Genomic DNA, 14,380 nt, shown 5'->3' with positions numbered 1-14,380 from the left:
GGTGAAAGTGTGGTAAAAGATAAATTAATATTAAATCTAATTAAAGAGTTAGATAAACAACGACCAAAATACTTAAAGCTTCAGCAATATTATAATGGAGACCATAGAGTCTTACATGAAAAATCTAAAGTTGATAGCACCAAGTCAGATGAGCGTGTTTTCTTTAACTATTGTCGTAAGACAGTATCTAATTACACCGGATATTTACTTGGAAAGCCTGTTAATTACTCACATCGAAAGGGAGATAAAGAGTTTCTAGATACCGTTGATTATTACTATTCACAATGGGAAAAGGAACACAATATCAATCTTAAGCAACAAACAGAAATTTATGGAACAGTATTTGAAACAGCCTATATAAATACAGATGGTGAGTTTCGTTGTGCTATTTTTAATCCACTTGAAATGATTGTATTAAATGATGGATCTATTGAACGTAATGTTTCCGTAGCGGTTAGAAAATATCAAGTTCCTTTTGATGAGGCTGAATATGTTGATGTTTGGGACAATGAGCATTTCTCAAGATATAAATTAGAGGAAGGTTTAAAGCAACTAGAACAGAAAAAACATTTCTTCTCTAGATGCCCAGTAACAGAAATTCCTAATAATGATTTAAAGAAGTCTGCATTTGCTGATATTATTCGTATTGTTGATGTTTACAATTCTATTAATAGTACAGCAGCAAATGAGATACAGGATCACCGTTCTGCCTATCTTGTTATTGAAAATGCTAATTTGACACATGAGGAAGCTCAAAAAATGAAAGAATAACGCCTAAAGGGTCTAGAGTATATTGGGCAACAAAAGATATTAATGGTTCGTTTGTTAAAGATATGCTGAAGGATTGGCAGGATGAAATATACATACAGACCAATCAAGTGAATCTAAATGAAAACTTTCAAAGTAACACTTCAGGGGTTAGCATTCGCCTAAAATTACAGGAGTTAGAAAACCTATCAGCCATAAAAGAGTCAATCTTTGAAAAAGCATTAAAAAAGAGGATGAAATTATTCTGTGAATGGCTTAAACATGCAAAGAATAAAGAGTTTAACTGTAATCAGGTATCTGTGTCGTTTACTCGAAATGTTCCAGTTGATGAAGCATCTATTGTACAAATGGTAAAAGACTTGCAGGGGATCTTACCTACAGAGGAGTTGGTTTCTTGGCTTCCGAGGGTTAATAACCCTTCACTGTCAATGCAAAAGTTGGAAAACGAAAGCGATACATCTAATTTTGCTAATGATCTTAGAGAACGCAGTCAACTTGGTGGGTTATATGGACAAACTCAATAATGAATTGCTCAAGTTGCTTGAGGATTTTCTTGAACAATCTGATGATTCTTTTGAGGAAGTGTTGTTAGAGTATCAGCATAGTAGAGATATACTGAAACAATTAGTTGCTCAGATGTATATGCAATATGGTATTGATGGTGAATTGGACTTTAACCAACTTCAGAGAACAGGGGTTATTAAACAATTTAATGAACAAGTTGAAGAAGAGCTTGTTAAGATTGGTAATCTAGAAGTTGCAATCATGACTACTGTATTAGGAGTAGCTTTCACTCAGTCTTATTACCAGTCTGCATTTACGATAGAACAAAACTTGGGTGTAGGTATTAACTTTAATCGTGTGAATCAATCGATACTTGATGAATTTGTAAATCAAAATTGGTCAGGGAAACACTTTTCAGATAGAATTTGGACGAATCAAAATGCTTTAAGGAATGCTCTAGCTATTAATCTTGAAAAAGGTATTAAAAATGGAGATAAGCTTGATAAGATAGCAAAAGTATTTGATGCACAGTTTAAGAGTAAATCTTCAGAGTCAATGCGATTGGTTAGAACTGAAACAGCACACATAATTGAAAATTCTCGTGAGAAAATTTATAGGGAAAATGGAATTCAGAAGGTGCAGCACTTAGCAACTTTAGAAGCAAATACATGTTCAGAGTGCGCTGAACTTGATGGGAATATTTATGATATTGGATATGATCCAATTAGACATCCGAATTGTAGGTGTACTACGGTTCCATATCTTGAAGAGGGTACAAATATCAGAAAAGATAATGAAACAAAAGAGTATATTCCTTATCAGACTTATTCTGAGTGGGAACGAGCAAATAATTTATAGTCAGTTACTTATCCATGATAAGTGAGTGGCTTTTATTATGTCTTTTTTCACTTTGTAGACGGCATAAAGAACAATGTGAAACAAAATATTAACACTTATCGGCTTGTACGGTAAGGGTTAGGAGGATGAAAGATGAATTTAGAAGATGTAAAAAAGTTCTTGGAAGAGAACAAAGGTCAAGAGGATGTCAAAGGCTACTTAGAGGGGTTATCAAAGGTAACATCTGAAGGAGTTACAGCTTTTCTTGATACAGATGAAGGGAAAAAGCTATTGCAACCAAAGCTTGATAGCTATTTTACTAAAGGTTTAGAGACTTGGAAAGGCAATAACCTTCAAAAATTAGTAGATGAGGAAGTAGCAAAGAAAAATCCTTCTGAGACTCCTGAGCAAAAAGAAATTCGGGAATTGAAGGAAAAATTTGCAACTATTGAAACGGAGAAAACAAGAGAGACTTTGAAAAATAAGGCTTTGTCTACTCTATCAGAAAAGAAGCTTCCAACATTCTTGTTAGATAAATTGATTGGAAACGATGAGGATTCTACAAATGAGAGCCTCATAAAATTTGAGGAAGTGTGGAATTCTTCAATTCAATCAATAAAAGAAGAGCTATTAAAAGAAAATGGTACAACCATTACTGATGGTTCATCTAATCATAGTAATACAGACAATATGTCTGCGACTCAATTAATGAGTCAAGCTTATTCGCAAACAAAATAATAAAAAATTGAAAAGGTAAAGGTGATTATACTATGGCTATAACATTATTAGAATCTGCAAAATTATCTCAAGATACACTAAAAAGAGGAGTTGCTGAAACGTTTGTTCAAAATGCATCTGTACTTCAAATGATGCCTTTTATGGATATTGTAGGGAATGCGTACACGTACAATGAAGAAAAGACATTACCAGGCGTTGCATTTCGAGGAGTAAATGAAGGTTATGAAGAATCAACAGGTACAGTTAATCCAAAGACTGAAAGTCTAGTAATTCTTGGTGGAGATGCTGACACTGATAAATTCATTGCTCAAACTCGTTCTAACATTAATGATCAACGTGCTGTGCAAACGGCTTTGAAAACCAAAGCATTAGCGTATAAATTCCAAGATACTTTCTTTAATGGTGATACTGGGACTGATGCAAAGTCATTTGATGGGTTAAAGAAGCGCTTGACTGGAAGTCAGGTAATTGAGGCTGATACAAATGGTTATAAAATTGAAATTGAACCACAAAACAAGTTTTTAGAAATGCTTGATGCATTAATTTATCAGGTTCAAGGTAAAGCGGATGCTTTATATATGGATTCAAAAACAATGCTCAAAATTAAATCTATTGCTCGTCAATTAGGATATTTTGATACAGCAACTGATGCTTTTGGCAGATCAGTAGTTTCATATGATGGTGTACCATTCTTTGAAGCTGGTGAAAATGTAGATGGTTCAAAGGTAATTGGTCACAACGAATCACAGGGAACTGATGATAATACTACTTCAATTTATGCGGTTAAATTTGGTGCAGATGAATTTGTATCAGGTTTAACAAATGGTGGAGTACAAGTTTACGATATGGGTGAACTTGAATCTAAACCTGCTTATCGTACTCGTATTGAATTCTATACTGGTATTGGTATTTTTAACGGCAAGTCTGCAGCTCGTCTTAAAGGATTAATTGTTTAATTACATAAAAACGTTTGGAGGGTGTATTACCCTCCTTTTATTTTTAAATAAAGGAGTGATTTAATGTTTAAAATAGAAACCCCAAATAAAAATTACAATGGATCTACTTATGGTGTTGCCTTTGTAAATGGTCAAGGTGAAACTAATAAAGAAGAAATTAAAAATATTTTAGTTCATGATTTCGGCTATAAATTGGTGAAGGAAGTTACTGATAAACCGAAATCACCTACTAAGAAAACGGCTTCTAAGTAGGTGATGATAACCAATGGCTAAGTTAGATCATGTAAAAACATTATTAGAAAAGGATATTTTAGATACTACTGAGGACGTTTTATTAAATCTTTATATTCAGAGAGCAACTGATTTTGTTACGGATTATTGCAATCTTATAGAAATTCCAATTTCTTTGAATTCTGTAATTGAGGAAATGGCTGTTTTCTCTTATTTGAGTAAAGGTGTAGAGAATATTACATCTGAAGGAAAAGGGAGTTTAAATGAATCATATATTACCGAGTATCCATCTAATATTATGAATCGTTTAGATCGTCATAGGAGGATTCGAGTTGTATGAGGCTTACTAAAACTTTGTATATTGTTACAGAAGAACAGGGTGAAATAATTGATTATGAACAATTTGGTCGTCCTATTTATGGTGATCCTGAACAAATTAAGTCTCCATTCAAAGGTGAAGTTGAACCATACTCAAATACATTAGCTGAGCGAACTTACGGTGTTTTTGTTGAGGTAACAAATCGTGTTTTCTGTAAGCCGAACAAGAATTTAAAAATCCTTTCTGATGTTGAGTATCTAAAGGAGCCTTATAAGGTTACAGAAATCATGAAATATGATAAGCATTTTGAAGTCCTTATACGAAAGGGGACTAACTAATGAAGAATTTCAAATTCCAGCAAGCTATCAAAGATATTAGAAGTAAACGTGAAAAAGTTGCCAATGATATTGGTATGTTGATGGAGCGTGAGTCTAAATTTAGAGCGCCAGTCGGAGAGACAGGACACTTAAGACGTAGCACTGGTTCAGAAGTTAAACATAATGAAGAATCTTCAGTTGTTGAAGTTGGTACAAATAATGTTGAATATGCTGAAGTTGTTCATGAAGGGTCAGTTGTTCGTAATATTACGGCACAGCCATACATACGTGATGCAATTGAACAGAACCAGAGTAATATTCAATCAATGGTTGCTAAGGGGATGACCCCAAAATGAATATTACTTTCTTTCAATATCTTACTTCTGATATAAAACTTAGTGAATTGCTTGATCATTATCCATATAAGAACAAGCTAAAGATATTCTTCGGCCGAACACAAGCATTTAGTGAAGATCAACTAAACGAAAAAGGAAATTTTATTGATTATCCTTACATTGTTTATAACGTTGTACCTATGTCTCAGAGAGAAGTAGCAAATGAGCATAGAGTACAAGTTACGCTTGTGACAGCCAATGATATTCAATTAAATGATATTACGAATCGTTTAATTGAGTTACTTGATTTCAAAAAGAAAGTAAATGATCGTCCATCTAACATAGTAGACAATCAAATTATTCTAAACTCCCAGCTCATGACAGGTGGGTCTTTTTTGTTTCATGAGAATGAAAAAGTGTTCGAACAAAATCAATATTTTTTAATTACACTGAAAGGGTGACTAACTAATGTCAAATAATAATAATGAAAATTCAATCCTGTTTGGAGCTGGTGAACTTTTTGTTCTGCCAGACAGCGTGGATTTAGATGAAAGTACAGAAGAAGAAATTGAGGAAGCGATGCTTAAAATTGGTGAAAGTTCTGGTGAGTCTACACTAAATTACACACAAGAGTTCTATGATGTTCGTGGCGGTGTCGGAAATGATATTCTAGCTAGTTTCGTGACTTCGGAAGAAGTTATGTTTAATGCTGGAGTTTGTACATTAGATATGAAAGTGCTAAATGAAATTTCTTCTACTTATTATAATGAAGATGAATCAAAACGTACGCTTGGTATTGGTGGTAAACGTACTGTTCCAGTAAAGCAAATGTTATTTGTTCACACAAAGCGACAAGATGGAAAGAAGCTCAAACTTAAAATGTATAGAGCTCAGAATCGTAGTGGTTTACAGCTTACATTTAACCCTACAGCGGAGTCAGTTTTTAATTTCGAATTCAAGCTTCTAAGTGATCCATCTAAAACAAACGGTAACATTGTAAAAATTGTAGAAGAAATTTAAGGAGGAGGGGAAACCCTTCTTTTTTATTTTGAGGAAAAAATCATAAGGAGTGTATTATATGTCAAATATTATTGATCTTTCATTATTAACTCAGGAGCCACTAATTTTAAAATTCGGGGAAGATGATCAGTTTACAATTCCTCCGGAGCCAACAGTTGATTTTGTTTTGAAAATTGCAGCTTTTGAAGATAAGGCGATGAAGTCAAAATCAGAGATAGAGTATATTGGTTTATTTGTGAAAATGGTAACTCATATTTTAAATCAAGATGAAAATAGAACTATTACAGAAGATTTTGTAAAAAAGAAAGTAAAAATTACTCAAATGCAACAAATAGTAAAAGCATACAAAGACAAAATAGCTGAAAATGCTGAAAACCCAAACTAAAATTGCCGATTCTTCCTGAGATAAAAGGAGAATCGGCTTCTTTTAATAATCAAGGGTATGAAATAATGAGTGACTTCGCATTGTTAGCCTCTTATTACAACTTCTCTCATGAATACATCATACAGATGCCCCACAGTATGTTTCTTTCATATATCAAACAATGTCATGAAAAAGAATTAAAGAAATCAGAAGAAGGAAGGGAATATTTAGACAAAGCACGTAGGTACTTGAATCCTCGTAAAGATGCTGATCTATCCGCTATTAGAGCGATTACTGGTTACACCACTTCAAAAGCTGAAGGAGGTGATAACTAATGAGTACATATAATCTCGGAGAATATAAAGCTAATATTACCGTCGATAGTTCAGGACTTGAAAAAGGGTTAGCTACTGCTGAAAAAGGCATGGATAACACGGAGAAGAAAGGCTCTAAGATGTCCAAAGTGCTAGGAGGAATTGCTCTTGGTGCTGTAGCGTCTATTGGTACTGCTCTTGTTGGAATCGGGACAGCGAGTTTTAAAGCAGGTCAAGAGTTTGAAAAAGCTACTGGAATTATTAGGAATGGAACTGGTGCTACTGGTGATGACTTAAAAGATCTGCAGGATAGCTTTAAAAATGTGTTTAAGGAAGTGCCTGATGACGCTGAGACTGTTGCAGGAGCCTTAGCCGATTTGAATACGAGAACCGGAGAAACTGGTGATAGTTTAGAGGATTTAACTAAACAATACCTTGATTTATCACGTATAAGTGGTGAAGCATCTGATCAACTTATCGAAAGTGGTAGTCGTGGTTTTGAGGCTTGGGGCATTGGTGCTGAAGAGTCTATGGATAAGATGGATCACTTATGGCGAGTGGCTCAAACTACCGGAGCTGGTGTTGGTGATTTAATGTCACAGATGGATAAGCACGGTGCTACTATGCGTACAGCAGGTTTAGAATACGATGATGCAGCTACTTTAATGGGGAATCTTGAAGCAAAAGGTTATGACGCAGACAAAGCAATGTCAGCTTTCTCAAAAGGGATAGCTAATATTGCTAAGGATGGGAAAGACCCAGCAGAAGTATTGCCACAAATTATAGATGAGATTGAAAATATGGAAGATGCAGGGGATGCCACAGCTAGAGCTATGGAGATATTTGGAGCCAAAGCAGGTCCTGAAATGGCTGAAATGATTCAATCAGGTGCATTTTCTATAGAAGAACTACAAGATACGCTTGCTAACTCTTCAGAAACCATAGAAAAAGCTGGTCAAGATACTCTTACACTTGGTGAACGTTTTCAAATAATGAAAAACAATGCAATGGTTGGTCTTATGCCTGTTGGTGAGGCTATGATGAACCTCGCTGAAAAGATTCTTCCAAAACTTCAGGATGCAATGAATACAGTATTTGAATTCATTGGAAAAACGATTGATTGGGCAAAGGAAAAGTTTGAAGAAATGCGATCTAATTCGGATGGTTCTTTTTCAGGCATGAAAGATACTATTCAATCAATCATGAAAACTATAAGAGAGATTGTACAAACTGTGCTAGAAATAATATCTAACTTATGGGAAAAGTACGGTAGTACCATTCTTTCTTATGTCCAAAATACGATGAAAAATGCTCAAACAGTAATAAAGGGTGTTTTATCAGTAATACAAGGGATAGTCCAGACCGTACTAGGAATTTTACAAGGGGACTGGAACAAAGCCTTCGAAGGTATCAAGAAAATCACTAGTGGGGTTATGTCAGTTTTAGAAGGTATCATTAAACAAGCCATGAATGTATTATCTACAGTGATTAATATAGCTCTTACATCAATTAGTAAGGTATTCTCTGATATTTGGAATGGTATAAGCTCATTTATCTTCTCCGTTGTTACCGGAATTCAAAGTAAAGTAAGCGGCACTCTTTCCTCCATGGCTAATACGGTATCGAGTATCTTTTCAGGTATTTATTCAACAGCACAAAGAATATTTAATAACATAAAGAATGCTATTACAAAGCCAATTACATCTGCAGTTGATGTAGTACGCACAATGATTGGTAGAATTAAGGATGCTTTCAATTTTGAATGGTCATTACCTAAGTTAAAGCTCCCTAGAGTGAGCATGTCAACTAATAGAGATAATCGCTTTAATATTCCTATACCATCATTTTCAGTGAATTGGCATAAAAATGGAGGATTCTTCGATGAACCCACTATCGCTGGTCTAGGTGAAGCGGGTAAAGAGGCGATTGTTCCTCTAGTCGGTAAACAAATGGATCCTTTTGCTGATGCGGTATATAATCGCCTTCAAGAAAGAATTCAAGGTAATCAAACCACTAATAATACTGATAGCAGTCAAACAACTAACACTATAAGAATTGAAAATTTATTACATATTGATAAGATTGAAAAAGGTGCTGATATCAACATTGATAAATTAGTTGATAAGGCTACAGAACGTTTCATAACGAAAATGAAACCTTATGGATTCATTAGATAATTCTTAGGCTTATTCATTGGTTAATCCAGTGGGTAAGCCTTTTTTGTTTATTGAATGGACAAGTTTATAATTTCATGTACCATAATATAGAAAATAAGAGGTTGTGAGGGTAGGGAAGTATTGACCCTTGTATTGATATTAGATTCATTTAATCGTAGCTCACAAGAGCTATAAAGTGGGTTATGGAACGTAATGCACAGAAGTTGAGGGGTTTACCTTGTTAGTGAGGTAAACCCCTTTTTTGTTTATAGGTTAATACCCTCTAAACAATTTTTGTTTTTTATACTCATCGTCAATTATTTTTGTTATATTGTCTACAAGCTTTTGGTTGTTTTCAGCCATTGCTTCAGCAATACCTTCTACTAAAGAGTCAACAACCTTCTGCAAATGGTAATTATCAATGTAATAAAAAATATCTGGATTCTCGTTTAGTTTATTTTCAATAATTTCCTTTATTCTATATTCGCTTAAACTATAACGACTATGATGCATTAATTGTACCCCTTTATTAATAATTTTTGTTTTTATGTTCATATTTAATTTGAATAAAAGAAATTAACTTTTCTAAAGCAGTAATTAAATCATCTAATATTCTGGTGAATTCTTCATATTTTAATATAACCCTTTCAATTGATTCAAAATTCTTACATGAATTTATACAAGCCTTAATTTCTAATAAATTTTCATTGCTATACTCATGCTTAAACCTATATTTAGTATTTATTTTTTCAAGTGGGATGTCCTCATTTTCAATCAATTCGTTTAGATAGAATGAATCCCCTGATCTATCGTACATGTCTAGTGTCTTCTGATCGAAAATATGAGTTAGTTTACTTAATTCAAGATATATCTCTTTAGAAGCTTTAGATCTAGCTTCTAAATATGACTCTCCACTTTTTTCAAGTCTATTAAAGGTATCGGCTAAATACTTGGGGACTTCAATTGACCTGACATCTGAATTGATTCTTTCCCATGCTAGGAAAACTGGGTAATCAAAATTAATAAAAGGGTCGTTCTTTTTAAACACTAAATAAGTAGGGTAATGATTCTCAGTAAGAGTTGTTTTTAATTTTCTTAAATCATCATAAAGAGGTGTATATATGACATTTTTACGGAAGACAATTCCCTTATTTTTGAATTGTTTTCTTTGAGTGATAATACTTCCCATAAAAGATAATATGCCCCCAGCAATTGCGCCGAATAAACCTGCAGAAGCAGGGTCAGAAAGGTCTAAAGGAATAATATTGACAATAGTCTGACCTAATATTTTTAAAATATCAATTTGTAAAAACCATAATATTGAAAAGAATAAGATAAGAAAAACTAAACTTAATTTCCTTCGCCAAATTATTAGTTTAACATGCGTTAATGCGTTTATTTTTTTCATAAAAACTCCCTAAATAGTAAATTATTAATATTTTAACATTTCATATTAAAATTTGGCGAGTGTGAGGTTATTGTGACAATGATATTTTGAGTATCGAATAAACATTTATTGTTAAAAATATTCGTGTTAGAAAATCAAACTCAACATGTTGATTCTTGTCTCTTTTTGACTATTATTAAAGAAAAAGGAGGCATTTTAGATGAAACCAACATTAAACCTTTTAATTAATGAATTTGAATCAAAATTAAATCGAAAGCTAAAAGGTATTGAGCTTAGGGTACTTGAGTTTTTAGTAAATACTGATTCAGATAGTTCTGAACCTCTACTTTCATCAAATGAGGAAATAAATTAAACTCTTCACGATATCCCCTGCACACCACTAAGTAACTACACTTTTCATTTACTTTTCCTTGATCATATACAGTAATTCCAGTTTTACGCATTTCTTTCTTTAGATCACGAATATCCATACTAATTTTATTTATTGTTTTCTCTATTAGACTTAGGTAAGGCTCTTCAAACTTAAAACCAACATTCTTGACTTTACCTAAGTTATTTTCTAATACTTTACGAGTCAGTGGAAGATATATAAAGCTTAAGACTAAATCTAGATCATTTCCTCTTAGCATAAGATCACCTTTTTATTTTGATTATATACGAATGTTTGTTCGCTTATCAAGGCGGAATAATTGACACTCCAATAGTCATAGTCCCTTTGCATCAAGTTATTAAGTGTAGTATTATTATTTAGTTGTTAAATTTTAATATAGGAGATGGCATTTTGATACTTGGATCATTCGCTTTATTATTATTAATTCTTTATCCTGTTCCCACTTTAATTGCATTTGCACGAAGAAAAACTAATAAAGTGGCAATTACTGTACTAAACATTTTTGCTGGTTGGACATTTATAGGATGGGTAATAGCATTAGTTTGGTCTTTAATGAATGAAAAAACAGAAGTGAAGAGAGTAGCATAAGGTTTGCTCTCTCTATTTACATTTGGTTTATTCCTCTTATTAAATCCCCAAGTATTTGTCTACATCTTTATTTACACCCAATTGCTTTAATCCATTTTTTATTTTAATTGCAGTTGAATGTTTTGGTCTGTAATTATCATCATTACATAGTTTTGATATTGTTGTATGCCCAACTCTTGAAACATTAGAAAGTTCTTCTTGTGTTATATCTTCATCATCTAACATTCTTCCAAATCGGCTTCTTTTCTTTCCTAAGCCAAACCAACTCATGATTAATCACCTCAGAATAAGCTTGGTCAAATTTACCTTTTTTTAAACATGTGCAAAAAAGTGTAATATTGGACAAACAGTACCAAGTAAGCTATATCAAACAAAACAGTTCCGAACGGATTACCATTTATAATTCCAGTAGTGTACCAAGTAAATATACCGAATCTATATACCATTCATTTTTCCACCACACCACTATAAACGGCACCAATAAACCTCAGACTATCAATGCTTAGACTTAACTATTTTTGTTCCGTTCTGGAGGGACTATTCTTATTAGAATAGGGAGAAAGGGTGGTGCTGATGTTTCTTGAGATTGGATCATCTGTTGTGATGGCAGGTTTAGCGAGTTATACCTATTTGTATCAATCAGGAGTGGGAGGGAATGACACTAAGAAAATTGAAAACATTTCTAAGAATTGTGGTCTTGTTGCAAAAGATGGAAAGACAATTCGCATTCATCGAAAGTCAAGAAAGAAGAAGTATTCTGAGTATGTCTTCCAAATGCCACAAGGCTTGTCATCGAAAGAATTTGAGAGCAAGCTTGATAACTTTCAAGATGGTTTGAACATTAAGAGGAGTGTTCCAGATGTGTCTATTCATGACTTCAAGGAAATTAATTGGAAAAAAGACATAGTTAAGCAGATTCAAATGTTACTAGAAAAGAAGCGTAATCTAAGGAAAGAAGTACACATTTCATTTGATGGTATGTTGATATTTAGAGTGTACAATGAGCCACTTACAACACGTTATGAGTTCGAGGAGTCATTAACAAAGAGACATAAGGAATGGGAAGTACCTATTGGTATTGGACGTACAGACTATATTAAGCACAATTTCGATGATGTACCCAACATAATAGTTGCTGGTGTGCCTGGATTTGGTAAGTCTAATTGGCTTAAATGCTTAGTCACTTTCTTAATTGATAAGAAGGCAGACAAAGTAAAGCTAACACTTATCGACTTGAAGGATGGTCTTACATTTGGTCGCTATGACTCATTGAAGCAAGTTGATACCGTTGCTAAAGATCCTGAAGAGGCTAAGGAAGCATTAAAGGATGTACAACAACAAATGATTGAAACTAACAAGTGGCTTTATAGAAACGGTTATGAGGACATTAAAGAAGCAGGTGTGAAGGATAGACACTTCATTATTATTGATGAAGCAGCTGATATTGCGGACGATGAAGAATGTCAGGACATTATTAAAGATATTGCTCGCAGAGGTCGTGCAAGTGGCTACAGGCTCATATACGCAACGCAATATCCAACGGCTGAAACTGTTCCTTCACAAGTTAAGCGTAACTGTATAGGGCGTTTATGTTTCACAGTTGATTCAGCTACAGCAAGTAGAGTTGTTATTGATCAAGAAGGCGCTGAGAAGCTACCACTTATAAAAGGAAGAGCTATATATAAAACAATCAGATGTGAAGAAGTACAGACACCTGCAATTGATAATGGATTCATTGAAAAAACCATCTCACCACACATTGTTATTAAAGCTAGGCAGGAAGAAGACAGCATGAAGGGAGATGACAGTAGTAATGATACAAAGACTGAAGAGAGAGCAAAGAGAGGAGCAGATTCTTTTATCATTAAAGAGGTGTGATTATCTTAGTCGCTCACAAATTCAACACATGCACAAACTAGGAAGCGACAGGAACGCAAGGAAGGTATTAGCTAACATGTCTGATTATGTTTCTTCTTTTAGAGATAAAGAGAAGGTGTATTATCTTAATGCAGGAGGTAGGGAGCGTGTTGAATGTAATAAGGTGAGGAAGAAATCAGTTCAAGTAGGACATTATCTTATGAGAAATCAGTTGTATATTCATCTAGGGCAACCAAATGATTGGAAGAATGAGGTTAAGCTAGGATTTGAAGGTATTGGCTTTATAATTGCTGACTCGTTCTATCAAAAAGACAATGTATTTTACGCAGTTGAAATAGATCATACACAAAAGATGTTGAAGAATCGCTCTAAGATTGATAAGTACAAAGCCATTATTAAACACGCTAACTTTCCAATTAAGATTATTTGGTTAACCACTACGGATTATCGCAAAAAACAATTAGAGAAGTTGTGTGATGGTGTGGATGCTCAAGTCTTATTGATTGACGATATTAACTAAAGGGGCGATTCATCATGTTATTTCAACCGAGAGTGCAAACAGTGGGTAGTGTTTCGGAGTTTCTAAATGGTGTAGATGTAAGAGAGATTAGACGCGCTGTAAAAAAATTTAATAAAAAAGCAGTAACTCATAAGTTAAAAGCGTCTCTCATCACGCTTACAACTGGAGCAACTGCAATAAGTATAACTAATAAACTTTTTACTAATACAGCCTATGCATCAACACCCGAAGCTATTACAGCTATGGCAGAAGTGGCTAATCCTGCAACTGATTATATAAAAGGTGCAGCAAAAGAAAAGATTGTCGAAGCATTTATGCCACTTGTAGACATGATTCAAGCCTTATCTTATCCTGTAGCACTTGTAATGTTAACTGGAGGAGCTTTACTTTTCATGATTAATCAAAAGGACAAGGGAATTGGATTGATTCAGAACGCTTCAATAGGCTATATTCTTGTTCAATTGATGCCTCTTATGATGTCGTTACTTGTGGGAATTGGTAATACTGTTGCGTTTGGTGTGCCTTTTATTTCATTAATATAACAAGAATATTAAAGAATTTTTATATGAAATGAGTGTATAAAAATATATGGAAATGTTATAATGGATTTGGTTGTGACTTTTTCTGAAAAAGGGCGTGATCTCAGTTTTGAGATTATGTCCTTTTTTTGTTGCTTTGAACTTCATTTATAAATAAAATTTAAAAATATATCTAAAATTAAAACCATAAATTGGAA

The 14,380-nt window shown here is 33.7% G+C and carries 22 protein-coding genes; 18 read left to right on the top strand and 4 right to left on the bottom strand.

Annotated features, from left to right (window positions below; translation table 11 throughout):
* Nucleotides 1–9: 9 nt before the first annotated feature.
* The 14 genes from LQ50_RS26225 (at nt 10) to LQ50_RS07360 (ending at nt 8,880) form a co-directional block, all read left to right on the top strand.
* Nucleotides 10–771: a phage portal protein gene (locus tag LQ50_RS26225; RefSeq protein ID WP_152608177.1), complete on the top strand. Its 762-nt coding sequence runs from the start codon at nt 10–12 to the stop codon at nt 769–771.
* Entirely contained in the window at nt 768–1,292 is a 525-nt protein-coding gene (locus tag LQ50_RS26220; protein ID WP_152608176.1) for a phage portal protein, read from the top strand. Before LQ50_RS26225 ends, LQ50_RS26220 begins: the two co-directional genes overlap by 4 nt.
* Nucleotides 1,276–2,130, top strand: a complete 855-nt coding sequence (locus LQ50_RS07415) for a phage head morphogenesis protein (protein ID WP_034627709.1) — start codon at nt 1,276–1,278, stop codon at nt 2,128–2,130. The genes LQ50_RS26220 and LQ50_RS07415 overlap by 17 nt, the downstream gene beginning before the upstream one ends.
* A 132-nt stretch (nt 2,131–2,262) precedes the next feature.
* Nucleotides 2,263–2,847, top strand: a complete 585-nt coding sequence (locus LQ50_RS07410) for a DUF4355 domain-containing protein (protein ID WP_034627705.1) — start codon at nt 2,263–2,265, stop codon at nt 2,845–2,847.
* 32 nt (nt 2,848–2,879) lie between these two features.
* Nucleotides 2,880–3,803 carry a major capsid protein gene (locus LQ50_RS07405; RefSeq protein WP_034627701.1) on the top strand — a complete coding sequence of 308 codons (924 nt, stop codon included), beginning with the start codon at nt 2,880–2,882 and terminating at the stop codon, nt 3,801–3,803.
* Between the two features lie 63 nt (nt 3,804–3,866).
* Nucleotides 3,867–4,055, top strand: a complete 189-nt coding sequence (locus tag LQ50_RS07400) for a hypothetical protein (RefSeq protein ID WP_034627698.1) — start codon at nt 3,867–3,869, stop codon at nt 4,053–4,055.
* Nucleotides 4,056–4,068: 13 nt separating this feature from the next.
* Nucleotides 4,069–4,374 (top strand): phage head-tail connector protein, encoded by a 306-nt coding sequence (locus tag LQ50_RS07395; protein WP_034627695.1) that lies wholly within the window; start codon nt 4,069–4,071, stop codon nt 4,372–4,374.
* A complete protein-coding gene (locus LQ50_RS07390; RefSeq protein ID WP_034627692.1) occupies nt 4,371–4,691 on the top strand; it encodes a hypothetical protein in 321 nt (106 codons plus the stop codon). The genes LQ50_RS07395 and LQ50_RS07390 overlap by 4 nt, the downstream gene beginning before the upstream one ends.
* A complete protein-coding gene (locus LQ50_RS07385; protein WP_034627689.1) occupies nt 4,691–5,026 on the top strand; it encodes an HK97 gp10 family phage protein in 336 nt (111 codons plus the stop codon). Before LQ50_RS07390 ends, LQ50_RS07385 begins: the two co-directional genes overlap by 1 nt.
* Complete coding sequence (locus tag LQ50_RS07380) at nt 5,023–5,466, top strand: hypothetical protein (protein WP_034627687.1); 444 nt, start codon at nt 5,023–5,025, stop codon at nt 5,464–5,466. Before LQ50_RS07385 ends, LQ50_RS07380 begins: the two co-directional genes overlap by 4 nt.
* A gap of 7 nt (nt 5,467–5,473) precedes the next feature.
* Nucleotides 5,474–6,025, top strand: a complete 552-nt coding sequence (locus tag LQ50_RS07375) for a hypothetical protein (RefSeq protein ID WP_034627684.1) — start codon at nt 5,474–5,476, stop codon at nt 6,023–6,025.
* Nucleotides 6,026–6,083: 58 nt separating this feature from the next.
* Complete coding sequence (locus LQ50_RS07370; RefSeq protein WP_034627681.1) at nt 6,084–6,410, top strand: hypothetical protein; 327 nt, start codon at nt 6,084–6,086, stop codon at nt 6,408–6,410.
* A gap of 65 nt (nt 6,411–6,475) precedes the next feature.
* Nucleotides 6,476–6,724: a hypothetical protein gene (locus tag LQ50_RS07365; RefSeq protein ID WP_034627679.1), complete on the top strand. Its 249-nt coding sequence runs from the start codon at nt 6,476–6,478 to the stop codon at nt 6,722–6,724.
* On the top strand, nt 6,724–8,880 hold the full coding sequence (locus LQ50_RS07360; protein ID WP_034627676.1) for a phage tail tape measure protein: 2,157 nt from the start codon (nt 6,724–6,726) through the stop codon (nt 8,878–8,880). The genes LQ50_RS07365 and LQ50_RS07360 overlap by 1 nt, the downstream gene beginning before the upstream one ends.
* A 252-nt stretch (nt 8,881–9,132) precedes the next feature.
* On the opposite strand, the gene LQ50_RS07355 is transcribed toward LQ50_RS07360, so the two are convergent.
* The 3 genes from LQ50_RS07355 to LQ50_RS07345 form a co-directional block, all read right to left on the bottom strand.
* Nucleotides 9,133–9,372 (bottom strand): hypothetical protein, encoded by a 240-nt coding sequence (locus LQ50_RS07355; RefSeq protein WP_034627673.1) that lies wholly within the window; start codon nt 9,370–9,372, stop codon nt 9,133–9,135.
* Nucleotides 9,373–9,388: 16 nt separating this feature from the next.
* On the bottom strand, nt 9,389–10,267 hold the full coding sequence (locus tag LQ50_RS07350; protein WP_034627671.1) for a hypothetical protein: 879 nt from the start codon (nt 10,265–10,267) through the stop codon (nt 9,389–9,391).
* Between the two features lie 272 nt (nt 10,268–10,539).
* Nucleotides 10,540–10,896, bottom strand: a complete 357-nt coding sequence (locus tag LQ50_RS07345; RefSeq protein WP_034627668.1) for a YhjD family protein — start codon at nt 10,894–10,896, stop codon at nt 10,540–10,542.
* A 152-nt stretch (nt 10,897–11,048) separates the two neighbouring features.
* Between LQ50_RS07345 and LQ50_RS07340 the strand changes: the two genes are divergently transcribed.
* The gene (locus tag LQ50_RS07340) at nt 11,049–11,246 is read left to right on the top strand and encodes a superinfection immunity protein (protein WP_202595362.1); all 198 of its coding nucleotides are present in this window, start codon (nt 11,049–11,051) and stop codon (nt 11,244–11,246) included.
* 39 nt (nt 11,247–11,285) lie between these two features.
* Here the strand turns inward: LQ50_RS07340 and LQ50_RS07335 are convergent, their stop codons facing one another.
* The gene (locus LQ50_RS07335) at nt 11,286–11,516 is read right to left on the bottom strand and encodes a hypothetical protein (protein WP_034627664.1); all 231 of its coding nucleotides are present in this window, start codon (nt 11,514–11,516) and stop codon (nt 11,286–11,288) included.
* A 303-nt stretch (nt 11,517–11,819) separates the two neighbouring features.
* On the opposite strand from LQ50_RS07335, the gene LQ50_RS07330 reads away from it, so the two are divergent.
* From LQ50_RS07330 to LQ50_RS07320, 3 genes are read left to right on the top strand one after another with little or no spacing between them, the layout of a single operon-like run.
* Nucleotides 11,820–13,124: an FtsK/SpoIIIE domain-containing protein gene (locus LQ50_RS07330; RefSeq protein WP_052144636.1), complete on the top strand. Its 1,305-nt coding sequence runs from the start codon at nt 11,820–11,822 to the stop codon at nt 13,122–13,124.
* Nucleotides 13,048–13,644, top strand: coding sequence for a replication-relaxation family protein (locus tag LQ50_RS07325; protein WP_308417916.1), 597 nt, complete (start codon nt 13,048–13,050; stop codon nt 13,642–13,644). Before LQ50_RS07330 ends, LQ50_RS07325 begins: the two co-directional genes overlap by 77 nt.
* A gap of 14 nt (nt 13,645–13,658) precedes the next feature.
* Complete coding sequence (locus tag LQ50_RS07320) at nt 13,659–14,186, top strand: hypothetical protein (protein WP_034627661.1); 528 nt, start codon at nt 13,659–13,661, stop codon at nt 14,184–14,186.
* Nucleotides 14,187–14,380 lie beyond the last annotated feature (194 nt).

The sequence above is a fragment of the Halalkalibacter okhensis genome (genome assembly GCF_000787375.1).
Taxonomy (GTDB): Bacteria; Bacillota; Bacilli; order Bacillales; family Bacillaceae_D; genus Halalkalibacter; species Halalkalibacter okhensis.
This window is presented reverse-complemented; position numbering and strand designations above follow the sequence as displayed.